Source organism: Microbispora hainanensis, from assembly GCF_006874475.1.
Classification (GTDB): Bacteria; Actinomycetota; Actinomycetes; order Streptosporangiales; family Streptosporangiaceae; genus Microbispora; species Microbispora hainanensis.
The window spans coordinates 59,951-73,792 of sequence record NZ_VIRM01000047.1; the positions used below are offsets into that span (position 1 = coordinate 59,951).

Here is a 13,842-nt window from a genome sequence, read left to right on the forward strand (position 1 = left end):
TGCGGGGTCAGCCGAGGGGATAGACCGGGTCCGTGGAGCCCTTGTCGGCGCGCGGGGTCCAGGCGCGCTTGTCCACGCTGTAGGTGAGCACCTGGCCCTCGTCTGCCGCCGCGAGCACGTGGTCGGGCACGGCCGCGATCGACTTGATCTTCGAGTCGAGCTTGATGGGGCCGTCGTTGGGGACCACGCCCTCCATCACCGACCAGGTGGCCAGCTCCTGGCCGCTGCTGCCCTCGGACAGCACGAGCAGGTCGGCGGCGTCCTGCCACGCGATGTCCTTGATCTTGCGCGCGTCGCGCGGCTCGATCAGCGTCCGTACGGACTCGATCCGCGTCTGCTGGCCGTTGCGGACGATCGTGCCGATCTTCACGGAGGTGCCGAGGCCGTCGTCGACGATCGCGGCGATCCGGGCGCCGTCGCGGGAGACCCGCAGTTCGAGGATCCGTCCGTACGACAGCTCGTCGTCGACGTCCACCCGGCGGGCCCGGCCGTTCTCGGCCGTCCAGACCCGGCTCTCGTGCGGGTTCACCCTCTCGGCCGACCACACGGCGCCGTACCGGTCCCAGGAGGGCGGGCTCATGTCCGCGCCCGCGATCCACCGCTGCCACTGACTGCTCGGGGTCATCGGGGCGACGTAGACGCCGTCGCCGTTGAGCAGGGCGGCCACGTGGGGCGGGAACTCGTTGGGGTTGGAGACCGCCGGCTGGGAGAACTTCCCGGTCTGCTCGCCGGCCGCGCCCGGCACGGGGGTGCCGTCGCCCTTCTCCTTGAACTGCAGCAGCCTGCCGCCCTGCATGTAGTAGGCCTGCAGGGAGCCGGTCAGCACGTTCGGGTCATAGCGGGCGTAGTCGGCGGGCCGGAACCGCCTCCCCGACTCGCCGTTCACCCGGATCTCCACGGTGCGGCCGGTGACCAGCTCGCCGAGCGTCCACACGAGCTGCGCCTTGAGCGCGTCGAGGCGGTCGGCGGGCACCGACTCCAGCTCGGAGGAGAAGTCGAGCACGACCGTGTCGCCCTCGACGGTGATCCGGTTCAGCTCCGTGCCCGGCGGGAACGCGCTGCTCACCGCGTTCCTGATGGAGGAGGTCGGCCCGGCGAGCAGGCGGCGGACCAGCGTCTCGGGCACGCCCCTGCCGGGCTCGATCGGCACCCACACCCTGTCGGCGACGAGACCGACCTCCCCGGTGGCCGGCGGGTAGTACAGGTCCACCCTCCGGTACGCGCGCTGCAGGTCGTCGTACGACAGCAGGCGGCCGTCGGAGAGCACGTCGATCCGCCACTCGCCGTTCTGCTTGACCAGCGTGAACGGCTCGCCGATGGTGCCGGCGGCCGGGGTCGACCTGCCCTCGGGGTCGATCGTGGCGACCGCCGTGCCCTTCAGCGTCACCGTCGTCCGCATGGCCTTCTGGAGGTCCAGCGTGTGGTCCGACTCGATCTTGCCTTCGTAGATGCGGGTCTGCCGCCAGGGGTTCCAGCGCTTGACCGCGCCGGGGGTGAGGTACTCCCTGGCGATGGTGAGGCCGGGATCGTCGAAGGCGGCCATGGCGGCCTGGAAGCCCCTCACGATGTCCTCGGGCGGGGCGCCCTTCTTGGGCGGGGTCGCGATGAGCCGCACGTACGGCTGGCTGAGCGTGTCCTTGCCGTGGTCCTCCTGGGCGACGCGGGGGCTGCCGCTCGTGGGCACGGTGGCGCACCCCGCTCCGCCGGAGACCAGGACGAGCGCCGTCCCCACGGCCGCGGACAGGCGGCGGGCGGCGAGCCGCTCAGTCCGCCGCATCGAAGGCTCCCGCGTCCACGTTCTCCCGCACCCTCGGCGCCGTCTCCGCGGGCGCGGGGGTCAGCACCGGCGTGGCGTGACCACGCCACGTGCGGCGCATCTCCACCTCTGGCGGCACGAGCGGCAGCGGCGAGCCGCGCAGCGGGGCCCCCGCCACGCGCGGCAGCGACAGGCGGAACTGGCTGCCCTCCCCCGGCGCGCCCCACGCCTGGAGCCAGCCGCCGTGCAGCATGGCGTCCTCCCGTGAGATCGCCAGGCCGAGGCCGGTGCCGCCGATGGTGCGGGCGCGCGAGGGGTCGGCCCGCCAGAAGCGGTCGAACACCATCGTCTCCTCGCCCGGCTTGAGGCCGACCCCGTGGTCGCGTACGGCCACCGCCACCGCGTCGCGGTCGGCGCCGAGCGTGACGACGATGTCCTTGCCCTCGCCGTGCTCGATGGCGTTGAAGAGCAGGTTGCGCAGGATGCGCTCGACCCTGCGGCCGTCCACCTCGGCCATGCACGGCTCGTTGGGCAGACGCAACTCGAACCGGGTGGCCTGCCGCTCGGCGAGCGCCTCGGAGTCGCCCACGGCGCGCAGGACCACGTCGCGCATGTCGACGGGGTCGAGGTCGAGGGTGGCCGCCCCGGCGTCGTAGCGGCTGATCTCCAGCAGGTCGGCGAGCATCGGCTCGAAGCGTTCGAGCTGGTTCTGCATGAGCTCGGCGGCCCGCGCGGAGGCGGGATCGAAGTCCTCACGTCCCTCGTAGAGCAGGTCGGCGGCCATGCGGACGGTCGTCAGCGGCGTGCGCAGCTCGTGGGAGACGTCGGAGACGAACTGCCGCTGCACCTGGGAGAGCTCCTCCAGCTGGTGGATCTTCACGGCGAGGTTGGACGCCATCTCGTTGAACGAGGTCGCCAGCCGGGCGAGGTCGTCCTCCCCGCGCACCTTGAGCCGCTCCTCCAGCCGGCCGGCGGCGAGCCGTTCCGCCGCCTGGCGCGCGAGCCGTACGGGCGTGACCACCTGCCGGGTGACCAGCGAGGCGACGCCGGCCAGCAGCAGCACGAGCGCCGCTCCCGCGCCGAAGACCATCTGCTGCACCGTGAGCAGCGTCTTCTCCTCGTCGCCGAGCGGGAAGACGTGGTAGATCTCGTAGCTCCCGTTCACCCGGCCGCCCACCAGCCAGGCGCTCTCGGGCGGCTTCGCGCCGATGTATCGGATCTTCACGGTCTGGGCCAGGAGCGTCTGCTCGTCGCTGTTCTGGACCTTCACCCGCATGGAGGCCGGAATGCTCGTCCAGTCGATCTGCCCGGACGCCCGGCCCTCGCCGACCGACGCGTCGTTGAAGATGACGACGTCGTAGCGGCCTCCGGAGCGGTCGGTCAGCGCCTTCGCCGCCGCGTCGACGGGGTTCAGCGTCTGCCCCTGGTCGGTGGCGTCCTGGGTGATGTCGGTCGAGTCCGCGGGCTGGGTGAGGTAACCGCTCGCGGTCGCGATGTTCGCCCGCGACTCCTCGACCGCGGACACCTCGGTGCTGGTCAGCACCGACGCGACGATCGACTGCATCAGGAAGACGCCGAGGACGACCACCACGGCCATCGACAGCACAAGCGTGCTGGTGACGACGCGAAGCTGGAGCGAGCGCCGCCAGACGTGCCGCAGCCGGCCCGCGAGGCGGCGCGCGCGTCTGCGGACCCCGCGGGCGATCTGGCCCGGGGTCCGGCGACGGCGTTTCCTCACGGGGACCGGCATGACGCTGACGTGCAGCCTACGCCGGGCCGGCCTTGTAGCCCACACCCCGGACCGTGACGACGATCTCCGGGTGCTCCGGGTCCTTCTCGATCTTCGCGCGCAGGCGCTGGACGTGCACGTTCACCAGGCGAGTATCGGCGGCGTGCCGGTAGCCCCAGACCTGCTCCAGCAGCACCTCGCGGGTGAAGACCTGACGGGGCTTGCGGGCCAGCGCGACCAGCAGGTCGAACTCCAGCGGCGTGAGGTTGATGGTCTCCTCTCCGCGCTTGACCGAGTGGCCGGCCACGTCGATGGTGATGTCGCCGATCTGCAGGATCTCGGGCGTGGGCTCGTCGGTGCGGCGCAGGCGGGCGCGCACGCGGGCCACGAGCTCCTTCGGCTTGAACGGCTTGACGATGTAGTCGTCCGCGCCGGACTCAAGGCCGAGCACCACGTCGATGGTGTCGCTCTTGGCCGTCAGCATCACGATCGGGACGCCGGACTCGGCGCGGATGCGACGGCAGACGTCGATGCCGTCGGCACCGGGGAGCATCAGGTCGAGCAGGACGAGGTCCGGCCGGGTGTCCCTGAAGGCGTCGAGCGCCTTGTCTCCATCGGACACGAACGACGGCTCAAAGCCCTCCCCGCGCAAGACGATGCCGAGCATCTCGGCGAGAGCGGCGTCGTCGTCGACGACCAGCACGCGTCCTTTCATGGCCCCTCATTCGTACGCGTTTGGGAGATTTGGGCGTTTGTCACAGTTTCCCCCGCAGGCTACCGTGGCCACCGCTTTGGTGTTACACGACCACGACAGTGGATGGAGTTTAGGCGCAGCGGACGAAGCGCGCGATTATCTGACCAGATGCGGTCACACCGGCGGGAATCCCGTGGTGCGGTCACGTTCCAAGTGTGCGCCCGCACCCCCCGTTTCGGCCATCCCCTCAGAGCCTCCTACCAGAGCCCTCCTAACAGGACCGCGCGGCGCGCGCGTACATCATGCCAGGATTGGGACATGACAGACGGCCCCGGCTCCACCCCCGACATGCCCTCCGGCTGGGCGGCCGAGCAACCTCCCCCGTACGGCGGGGCCGCCGGGGCGTCCGGGCCCTCCTGGGCATCTCCCGGCGCCGGCGCGCCGCAGGGCGGGAACCCGTCCGGTCCCCCTCCCTCCGGTCCCTATCCGTCCGCGCCCCATCCCTCTGCGCCCTATCCGTCCGCGCCCTATCCGTCCGCGCCCTCCGCTCCGTACGCGCCGCCGGGAGGCGGGCCGTACGCAGGGCAGTACGGGTCAGGGCAGTACGGGTCAGGACAGTACGGGTACGGATACCGGGCGCCGGACGCGCCGCGGCCGGGCATCATCCCGCTGCGCCCGTTGACGCTCGGCGACATCCTCGACGGCACGATCAAACTGATCCGGTCGAACCCCAAGGCCACGCTCGGCCTGTCGGCGATCGTGGCGGCGGTGACCGGGATCCCGGCCGCGATCGGGCAGGCCATCTCGTTCGGCTCGCTCGGCGATCTCATGGCCGACCCGTCGTACGTCGAAGGCACGGCGGACGTGCCGGTCGCCGGGCTGGCCGCGCAATATGTCGGTTCGATCCTCACCTACGTCATGACGTTCGTCGGCACCACGATCCTCACCGGCGTCCTCACCCGGGTGCTCGGCCGCGCGGTGTTCGGCGGGCGCATCACCGTGGGCGAGGCGTGGCGGCTGGCGCGGGGCCGGGTGCCCGCATTGTTCGGGCTGGTGCTGCTGCAGGCGCTCATCCTCCTGCTGCCGCTACTGGCGGTCGTCGCGGTGGTCGTGGGCCTCGCCGCGGCCGACGCGTTCGACACGATGGGAAGCGCCGCCGCCGGGATCGGGGCCCTCCTCGGCCTGCTGTTCATCCTGGCCTACATCCCTTATCTGCTGTTCCTCTACACGCGCCTGTCGCTGTCGGCCCCCGCCGTCGTGCTGGAGGGCCGCGGGGTCACCGACGCCATGAGCCGGTCGTGGCGGCTGGTCAAGGGCGACAGCTGGCGGGTGCTCGGCATCCTGCTGCTCACCGCCATACTCGCGGCCATCATCAGCAGCGTGCTGGCGATCCCGTTCACGTTCGGCGGCTCGCTCATCGGGATGCTGAACGGCGGCACCGCGGGCGGGACCGTGATCGCGGCACTCCTCCTGGCGGTCGGCCAGGTGCTCGCCTCCATGATCACCTACCCCTTCCAGGCGGGCGTGGCCGGGCTGCTGTACGCCGACCGGCGGATGCGGGCCGAGGCGTTCGACCTCGTGCTGCAGACGGCGGCGGCGCAGAACCAGTCGCAGGGCTGGGTCCACGCCGGGGTCGACGACCTGTGGCACCCGAGCTACGCCGCCGGGACGGCGCCGGGCTCCGGGCCCTATCACGGGGCTCCGCCGTACGGGCCGCAGGGTCCATACGGGCCGCAGGGATCTTCCGGGCCGCAGGGGCCTGCCGGGCCTCAAGGGCCATACGGGCCGTACGGCCCGCAGGCGTGACGGCCGTGCGGGCGGCGGCGCTGCTCGCCTCGCCGATCGACGTCGGCCGCGACCAGGCCGCCCGGGAGGCCGCGCGCGAGCTGTCCGGTGCGGGCTACCAGCACGAGCCGCTGTTCGACCGGCTGCAGCGGGAGATCTCGCAGTTCCTCGGCGACCTCATGAGCGGCGGCGGCACGGGCGGAGGCGGCGTGACGTCGCTCGTCGTCATCGCCGTCATCCTCGCCGTCCTGGCCGTGCTGCTCCTGTGGGCCCTGCGCCGCTTCTCCCGCGACCCGCGTACGGAGAACGGTGCGGTGTTCGGGCAGCGTGAGCGGACGGCCGCCGAGCATCGCGCCGAGGCCGAGCGCCTGGCGGCCGAAGGGAGCTGGGCCGGGGCCATCCAGGAGCGGCTGCGCGCGATCGCCCGCGAACTGGAGGAACGCGCGATCGTCGGCCCGATGCCCGGCCGCACCGCCGTGGAGCTGGCCGACGCCGCCGGGCAGGCGCTGCCGCCCCACGCGGCGGACCTGCGCGCGGCGGCACGGCTGTTCGACGACGTGACCTACGGCGGGCTGGGCGGCACCCGGGAGGGCTACCTCTCGCTCACCGCCCTGGACGAGCGCCTGAGGTCGGCCCGCGCGGGCGTGGGCGCATGACCGCCGGGGTTGCCGGGACCGCCAGGACGCCGGGGCGTGTGCGGCAGGCGGCCTGGGTCGCGTCGGTGGTGCTGCTCGTGCTGGTCACGGCGGTGCTGCCGCTGCTGCTCTCCGAGGGACAGTCCGGCGGCCGCACCCTCGATCCCGCCGACACCTCGCTGGACGGCAGCGCCGCGCTCGCCAGGCTGCTCCAGGCGCACGGGGTCGAGGTGGTCCGGGTGGAGACCCCCGGCGCAGCGGTGGCCGCCGCCGGGCCGCAGACCTTGTTGCTGGTCACCGAGGCGAGCTTCCTGAACCGCGACGCCGCCCATCGCATCGCCGAGGCCCCCGGCGACCGGCTCATGGCGGGCGCCGTGCCCCACCTCGACGTGCTCGCCCCCGGCGTACGCAGGGAGGGCCCCGTACGCGCCCGGTCGCGGGCCCCGGAGTGCACGCTGCCGGAGGCGGTGCGGGCCGGCGACGCCTACACGGGCGGCATGTCCTTCACCGGGCCGCGCGGGTCCACCGGCTGCTACCCCGCCGGCGACGGCCGCTCGCTGGTCCGCTACACGGCGGACGGGCACACGGTGACCGTGCTGGGCGACGCGTCGTTCATGACCAACCTGCGCCTCGCGGAGGACGGCAACGCGGCGCTCGCGCTGAACCTCGCCGGGGCGCGGCCGAAGCTCGTCTGGCTCGCCGGGCCCGACGACTTCGACGAGGCGGGCGGTCCCGGGGATGAGACCGGCGAAGAAGCCGGCGGGGAGGCCCGCTCGCTCGGCGACCTCATCCCCGGCGGCGTGAAGTGGGCGGTCCTCCAGCTCATCGTCGCGGTGGCCCTGACCGCCCTGTGGCGCGGGCGCAGGCTCGGGCCCGTCGTGGCCGAGCGCCTGCCCGTGGTCGTGCGGGCCGCGGAGACCGTCGAGGGGCGCGGACGCCTCTATCGGTCCCGCCGGGCCAGAGACCGGGCGGCCCTCGCGTTGCGGGCCGCCGCGGCCGACCGGCTCGCCCCCCGCCTCGGACTGCCCCGCACCGCGACCCCGGAGGAGGTCGCCGTCGCCGCCGCCGCGCGCACCGGCCGCGACCCGGAGCCGGTGCTGACGCTGCTGTGCGGCCCGCCGCCCGGAGACGACACCGCGCTGGTGACCCTCGCCGCCCACCTGGACTCACTCGAAAGGCAGGTACGAGACTCGTGACCACACCTGAATCGGACGCGGACGCCGCCCGCGAGGCGCTCGCGGCGCTGCGGGCGGAGGTGGCCAAGGCGGTCGTGGGCCAGGACCCCGTCGTCACCGGCCTGGTCATCGCGCTGCTGTGCCGGGGTCACGTGCTGCTCGAAGGCGTGCCCGGCGTGGCCAAGACCCTGCTCGTACGCACGCTGTCGGCCACGCTCGCCCTGGACTTCAAGCGGGTGCAGTTCACCCCCGACCTGATGCCGGGCGACGTCACGGGATCGCTGGTCTACGACGCCAGGACGGCCGAGTTCGAGTTCCGCGAGGGGCCGGTCTTCACCAACCTGCTGCTCGCCGACGAGATCAACCGCACCCCTCCGAAGACCCAGGCCGCGCTGCTGGAGGCCATGGAGGAACGGCAGGTCAGCGTCGAGGGCGCGGCCCGCGCGCTGCCGGATCCCTTCATCGTCGTGGCGACCCAGAACCCCGTCGAGTATGAGGGCACCTACCAGCTCCCCGAGGCGCAGCTCGACCGGTTCCAGCTCAAGCTGACCGTGCCGCTGCCGCCGCGCGAGCAGGAGATCGCCGTACTCGAACGGCACGCGCTCGGCTTCGACCCGCGCGACCTGACGGAGATCAAGGCGGTGGCGTCCGCGGCCGACCTCGCGGCGGGACGCCGGGCGGTCGCGCAGGTCCACGCGAGCCCCGAGGTGCTCGGCTACATCGTGGACGTCGCGCGGGCCACCCGGCAGTCGCCCTCGCTCCAGCTCGGCGTCTCACCGCGTGGGGCCACCGCGCTGCTCGCCGCGGCGCGGGCGTGGGCGTGGCTGTCGGGACGGTCGTACGTGACGCCGGACGACGTGAAGGCCCTGGCGCGGCCCGCCCTGCGCCACCGAGTGGGGCTGCGCCCGGAGGCCGAGCTGGAGGGCGCCACCCCCGACGGCATCCTGGAGGGCATCCTGGCCGCCGTCCCCGTGCCCCGGTGAGGGCCACGTGGCGCTGACCGGACGCACGGGACTGCTCGCCGCCCTCGCCGCGATCGTCGTGCTCCTCGCCCCCGCGCCCGGCCTGGTCGTCCTGGCCGCCGCGCTCGTGCTCGCCGTGCTCGTGACGGCCGACCTGCTGCTCGCGGGCGCCGTACGCGGGCTCCGCTTCCGGCGCGACGGCGAACGGCGGATGCGCCTCGGGCAGTCGGCCACCATCGGCCTGGTCGTGGACAACCCGGGCGGGCGGCGCGTGCGGGGCGTGCTGCGCGACGCCTGGCAGCCCTCGGCCGGGGCCGCACCGCGGCGGGTGACGCTCGACGTGCCGGCCCGCGAGCGGCGGCGCCTGGTCACGACGCTGACGCCCACCCGCAGGGGCGACCGGGAGGCCGTCGCCGTGACGGTCCGCTCGGTCGGGCCGCTGGGCCTGGCGGCGCGGCAGCGGACGTTCCATGTGCCGTGGACCGTCCGGGTGCTGCCGCCGTTCCTCAGCCGCAGGCACCTGCCGGCGCGGCTGGCCCGGCTGCGCGAGCTCGACGGACGGCACCCGGCGCTGGTGCGCGGCCAGGGCACCGAGTTCGACTCGCTGCGTGAATACGTCGTGGGCGACGACGTCCGCTCGATCGACTGGCGGGCGAGCGCCCGGCGCAGCGACGTCGTCGTACGCACCTGGCGGCCCGAGCGCGACCGCCGGGTGCTGATCGTGCTCGACACGGGCCGCACCTCGGCGGGCCGGGTCGGGGAGGCGCCGCTGCCCGGCTCCGGGCGGTCCGGGTGGCCTCGCCTGGACTGGTCGATGGACGCCGCGCTGCTGCTGGCCGCGCTCGCGGCACGGGCCGGCGACCGCGTCGACTTCCTCGCCTACGACCGTGCCGTACGCGCCCAGGTGTCCGGCGCGTCACGCACCGAACTGCTGTCGTCGCTGGTGGACGCCATGGCGCCGATCGAGGCGGAGCTGGTCGAGGCCGACGCCGCGGGCATGGTGGCGGCCGTGCTGTCCAGGGCCAGGCGGCGCTGTCTGGTGGTGCTGCTGACCGACCTGAACGCCACGGCCATGGAGGAGGGGCTGCTGCCCGTGCTGCCCAGCCTGTCGTCCCGGCACATGGTCGTGGTGGCCTCGGTCGCCGACCCGCGCGTCGCCGGCATGGCGGCCGGGCGCGGCACCGCGGAGGCCGTGTACGACGCCGCGGCGGCCGAGCGGCTGCGCGGCGAACGGCGTGGGATCACCGCGGTGCTGCGGCGCCACGGCGTGGAGGTCGTGGACGCCCTGCCCGAGGACGTCGCCCCGGCGCTCGCGGACGCGTACCTGGCGCTGAAGGCCGCCGGCCGGCTCTGATCAGGTGGTGGGTATGACATCGGGGGCGTGCTCGATGTCGCCCGTCTCGTTCGCGCGTTCCGCCCGGCGGCCGAAGACGACCACGTACGCGATGAACAGCGCCTCGGCGAGCGCGCCGATGGAGATGCGCGCCCAGGTCGGCAGGCCCGACGGGGTGACCCCCGCCTCGATGAGCCCGGACACGAGCAGCACTACGACCAGGCCGAGCGCGACGCTCATCACGGCCCTGCCCTGCTCGGCCAGCGCCTCCGCGCGCCGCCTCGGGCCGGGGTCGACGGCGGTCCAGCCCAGCCGCAGCCCGGCGGCCGCCGCCAGGAAGACCGCGGTCAGCTCCAGCATGCCGTGCGGCAGGATCAGGCCCCAGAACACGTCCGCCTTGTCATGCGCGTGCATCAGGCCGCCCATGAGCCCCACGTTGGCCGCGTTCTGGAACAGGATGTAGGGAATGGGCAGGCCGAGCAGGATCGCCGAGACCACCACCTGCATGGACAGCCAGGCGTTGTTCAGCCACACGTGGCCGGCGAACGACGCCGCCGGATTCTCCGAGTAGTAGTCGGCGAAATCGTGCTCGACGACCTGCCGGATCTCCTCCGGTGTGCCGATGAGGGTCTGCACGGCGGGGTCGCGCGCCACCCACACGCCCACGACGTACGCGACCGCGAGCGAGACCACCGTGACGCCGATCCACCACCGGCGCGCCCGATAGGCCACCACCGGGAACGACACCGTGAAGAACCGGGCGACCTCCCGCCATGCCGGGCTGTGCGCGCCCGTGACGGCCGAGCGCGCCCTCGCCACCAGCGACGACAGGCGTCCGACGAGAAGGGCGTCGGACGACCCCGACCGCACGATGGACAGGTGGGTCGCCGCCCGCTGGTAGAGCTCGACCAGCTCGTCGACCTCCGCGCCGCGCAGCCTGCGCTGCCGCCGTACGAGGTCGTCCAGCCGGTCCCAGGACGGCTTGCTCGCGGCGACGAACGCATCGATGTCCACGGATCGGACCCTATAGGCGCGACACAGTAGGGTGCGCAGTGTGTCCGAAGTCGTGACCGGCGAGGCGGTCGTCGTAGAGGTTCGCGTCGCCCAGCTTCCCAGCCGCGCCCTGGCCTTCCTCATCGACTGGGTCATCCAGTGGGCGGTGATGATCCTGGCCGTCGTGCTGGTCACGCAGGCGTCCCTGGTGACCGACGACTCGCTGGCCACCGGCCTGTTCATCCTGTTCCTCGTGCTGGTGACGGTGGGCTATCCGGTCGCGTTCGAGACGCTCAGCAGGGGCCGCTCGCTGGGCAAGCTCGCCCTCGGCCTGCGTGTGGTGAGCGACGACGGCGGGCCGGAACGCTTCCGGCAGGCGTTGTTCCGCGGGCTCGCCGGGTTCCTGGAGTTCTGGACGTTCGCCGGCGCGCCCGCGCTCATCACGTCGCTACTCAACCAGCGCGGCAAGCGCCTGGGGGACGTGTTCGCGGGGACGACCGTCATCGGGGAGCGCACGCCGCAGCAGGCCCCGCCGCCGGAGATGCCTCCGGCGCTCGCGTCGTGGGCCGCGACGCTGGAGTTGTCCGGGCTGTCGGACGACCTTGCCAACACGGCCCGGCAGTACCTGTCCCGGTGGAACCAGCTCAGCCCTCGGATGCGGGACGAGATGGGGGTGCGCGTGGCCGCGCAGGTCAGCGCGCGGGTGGCGCCGCCGCCCCCGCCCGGCGTTCCGCCGTACGCCTATCTGGCCGCCGTGCTGGCCGAACGCAGGCGGCGCGAGGAGATGCGGCTCGCCCGGGCCCGTTCCACGCCCCCGCCGTACGGTCCCCAGGGGTACGGCGCTTATGAACACGGCGCTTATGAACACGGCGCTTATGGACACAGCACTTATGGACACGGCGGGCAGGGGGCCGGCGGGCAGGGATACGGCGTGCCGGCGCCGGCCCCGCCGAGACCGGCGGAGCTTCCCCGTGGAGACGCTCCGACGACATCGGGAGGATTTGTTCCGCCCGTTTAGGTGTAGAGCCCCATTTGCGGGGCACCTGTGGTCATTGCAGGTCATGGGGCATACCTGCAGTGGGGTTGAGGCGGGCATCGCCGGTGCGTTGCGGGAGAGGCCGCACCGGAGATGCCCGCCTCCTTCCATGCCTCTAGTGCCTGCCGTGCTCGCGGTACGAGCCCTGGCTCTGCACGTTGAGGATGTCCATCTTCACGCTCTTGGCCTGGTTAGTACGCGGGTCGGTGATCCGCAGGACGTCGAATCCCTGGTTGAACTCGCTGCCGTAGATGTAGCCGTTGTAGTAGTAAGCCGACCAATAGCCGGCGCTCAACGGCTCCGACCACGGGCCGCGCTCGAAGTAGCCGATCTCCTGCGGGTGCGCCGAGTCGGTGAAGTCCCAGATCGAGACGCCGCCCTGATACCAGGCCTGCACCATGATGTCGCGGCCCTTGACCGGGATCAGCGAGCCGTTGTGCGCGACACAGTTCTCGGTGTCGTCCTGGTAGCGACTGATCTTGAAGTAGCTCCGGAAGGTGAGCTTATTGCCGGGAGCGATGTCATAGATGGCGTCGGCGCCGCGGTTCGGGCCGATCGCCTCGTTGCAGGTGGCCGCGCCACCGCCGCCGAGCTCGTCGGTGAAGACCACCTTGGTGCCTTCGTTGTTGAACGTCGCCGAGTGCCAGAAGGCGAAGTTCTCGTCGTCGCGTACGACGTCGAGGACCTTCGGGTGCTCGGGGTCGCGGATGTCCATCAGGATGCCGTCACCCATGCAGGCGCCCGCGGCCAGGCCCTTCTCCGGGTACGCGGTGATGTCGTGGCAGCCCGTCGTCGCGGACGTGCCGTTGGGGTAGGACTGCCCGTCACCCGGGTTGCCGCCGTCCGGGAACAGCACCGGCGTCGCCACGACGGACGCGGCGGTGGGGTTCTTGAGCGGGACCTTGATGATGGAGATCAGGTCATGCGGCGGCTGGCAGTCGGGGAAGGCCGCCGACGGGCTGTAGGAGGAGACATAGATGTAGACGTTCTCGCCCCTCTTGTCCGGCACGAGGGTGTGGGTGTGGGACCCGCAGTTCGTCTCCACCGACTTGATGTACTTCGGGTGCGACTTGTCCCTGACGTCGAAGATGCGGACGCCCTCCCACGACTCCTTGAGCGACGCCGACTGGGACGTGCTGGCGCACGAGTCGTCGTTGCGGGAGGAGTCGACGGACCCGAACAGCAGGTCGCCGTACACGGACATGTCCATCTGGGAGCCGGGGCAGACCACCGAGCTCACGACCGCCGGCTTCTTCGGGTTCCTGATGTCGAAGATCGTGAATCCGCCGTAGTTGCCGACATAGGCGTAGTCGCCCTGGAAGGCGATGTCGGTGTTGATGGTGCCGGCCAGGGCGGTGGGGGTCGGCACGTTCGCGACGTGCGTGACGTTCGCGCTCATGGCGATCGCGCCCGGAGCCAGCACGTCGGCGGCCTGTACGGGGTTGGCGAACGCAGTGGCGGACACAGTGGCGGACAGAGTGGCGGACAGAGCCAGGACGACCGCTGCGCCCGTCACGGCAAGCGCACGACCGCTGCGGCGTAAGGTGAACAACTTGCTGTCCTCCTCCTATAAGGGGGGGGATAAATGACCAAATCGTCACTTCTGACTGGATGATTCCGCCAGTTGTCAACTTGTCAATAAAACTGGCACATGTCGCCCTTTGCCCTCCTGTACCTGCCGGGTTAGCGTCGTGATCTCGGAACGCTCCGCGACAGGGAGGCAGGGTGCGAAGCGCGCAGGACG

11 protein-coding genes are annotated in these 13,842 nt (G+C 72.3%); 6 read left to right on the forward strand and 5 right to left on the reverse strand.

Features of this window, described 5'->3' with window-relative positions; genetic code table 11:
- Positions 1-7: 7 nt before the first annotated feature.
- From FLX08_RS30040 to mtrA, 3 genes are read right to left on the reverse strand one after another with little or no spacing between them, the layout of a single operon-like run.
- Complete coding sequence (locus tag FLX08_RS30040; RefSeq protein ID WP_142623628.1) at positions 8-1,777, reverse strand: LpqB family beta-propeller domain-containing protein; 1,770 nt, start codon at positions 1,775-1,777, stop codon at positions 8-10.
- Entirely contained in the window at positions 1,764-3,506 is a 1,743-nt protein-coding gene (mtrB, locus tag FLX08_RS30045) for an MtrAB system histidine kinase MtrB (protein WP_142623629.1), read from the reverse strand. Before mtrB ends, FLX08_RS30040 begins: the two co-directional genes overlap by 14 nt.
- A gap of 16 nt (positions 3,507-3,522) precedes the next feature.
- Positions 3,523-4,200 carry an MtrAB system response regulator MtrA gene (mtrA, locus tag FLX08_RS30050; protein ID WP_030509347.1) on the reverse strand — a complete coding sequence of 226 codons (678 nt, stop codon included), beginning with the start codon at positions 4,198-4,200 and terminating at the stop codon, positions 3,523-3,525.
- A 297-nt stretch (positions 4,201-4,497) separates the two neighbouring features.
- Here mtrA and FLX08_RS30055 point away from each other — a divergent pair, with 297 nt between their 5' ends.
- Genes FLX08_RS30055 through FLX08_RS30075 form a run of 5 tightly spaced genes read left to right on the forward strand, consistent with a single transcriptional unit; the run spans position 4,498 to position 10,090 of the window.
- On the forward strand, positions 4,498-5,985 hold the full coding sequence (locus tag FLX08_RS30055; protein WP_244312996.1) for a DUF7847 domain-containing protein: 1,488 nt from the start codon (positions 4,498-4,500) through the stop codon (positions 5,983-5,985).
- Positions 5,982-6,620, forward strand: a complete 639-nt coding sequence (locus tag FLX08_RS30060; RefSeq protein ID WP_244312997.1) for a DUF4129 domain-containing protein — start codon at positions 5,982-5,984, stop codon at positions 6,618-6,620. The genes FLX08_RS30055 and FLX08_RS30060 overlap by 4 nt, the downstream gene beginning before the upstream one ends.
- Positions 6,617-7,795, forward strand: a complete 1,179-nt coding sequence (locus FLX08_RS30065) for a DUF4350 domain-containing protein (protein WP_142623630.1) — start codon at positions 6,617-6,619, stop codon at positions 7,793-7,795. The genes FLX08_RS30060 and FLX08_RS30065 overlap by 4 nt, the downstream gene beginning before the upstream one ends.
- The gene (locus FLX08_RS30070; RefSeq protein WP_142623631.1) at positions 7,792-8,757 is read left to right on the forward strand and encodes an AAA family ATPase; all 966 of its coding nucleotides are present in this window, start codon (positions 7,792-7,794) and stop codon (positions 8,755-8,757) included. Before FLX08_RS30065 ends, FLX08_RS30070 begins: the two co-directional genes overlap by 4 nt.
- Positions 8,758-8,764: 7 nt before the next feature.
- Positions 8,765-10,090 (forward strand): DUF58 domain-containing protein, encoded by a 1,326-nt coding sequence (locus FLX08_RS30075; protein WP_142623632.1) that lies wholly within the window; start codon positions 8,765-8,767, stop codon positions 10,088-10,090.
- Here FLX08_RS30075 and FLX08_RS30080 read toward each other — a convergent pair whose 3' ends face one another.
- On the reverse strand, positions 10,091-11,083 hold the full coding sequence (locus FLX08_RS30080; protein ID WP_142623633.1) for a stage II sporulation protein M: 993 nt from the start codon (positions 11,081-11,083) through the stop codon (positions 10,091-10,093). It abuts the gene before it with no gap.
- A 40-nt stretch (positions 11,084-11,123) separates the two neighbouring features.
- Here FLX08_RS30080 and FLX08_RS30085 point away from each other — a divergent pair, with 40 nt between their 5' ends.
- Positions 11,124-12,080 carry an RDD family protein gene (locus FLX08_RS30085; protein WP_142623634.1) on the forward strand — a complete coding sequence of 319 codons (957 nt, stop codon included), beginning with the start codon at positions 11,124-11,126 and terminating at the stop codon, positions 12,078-12,080.
- Positions 12,081-12,213: 133 nt separating this feature from the next.
- On the opposite strand, the gene FLX08_RS30090 is transcribed toward FLX08_RS30085, so the two are convergent.
- The gene (locus FLX08_RS30090) at positions 12,214-13,650 is read right to left on the reverse strand and encodes an LVIVD repeat-containing protein (RefSeq protein WP_142623635.1); all 1,437 of its coding nucleotides are present in this window, start codon (positions 13,648-13,650) and stop codon (positions 12,214-12,216) included.
- Positions 13,651-13,842 lie beyond the last annotated feature (192 nt).

Excerpts from the sequence above, each read along its gene's own strand:
- FLX08_RS30040 (WP_142623628.1), bottom strand. The coding sequence starts at position 1,777 with ATGCGGCGGACTGAGCGGCTCGCCGCCCGCCGCCTGTCCGCGGCCGTG.
- mtrB (WP_142623629.1), bottom strand. The coding sequence starts at position 3,506 with ATGCCGGTCCCCGTGAGGAAACGCCGTCGCCGGACCCCGGGCCAGATC.
- mtrA (WP_030509347.1), bottom strand. The coding sequence starts at position 4,200 with ATGAAAGGACGCGTGCTGGTCGTCGACGACGACGCCGCTCTCGCCGAG.
- FLX08_RS30055 (WP_244312996.1), top strand. The coding sequence starts at position 4,498 with ATGACAGACGGCCCCGGCTCCACCCCCGACATGCCCTCCGGCTGGGCG.
- FLX08_RS30065 (WP_142623630.1), top strand. The coding sequence starts at position 6,617 with ATGACCGCCGGGGTTGCCGGGACCGCCAGGACGCCGGGGCGTGTGCGG.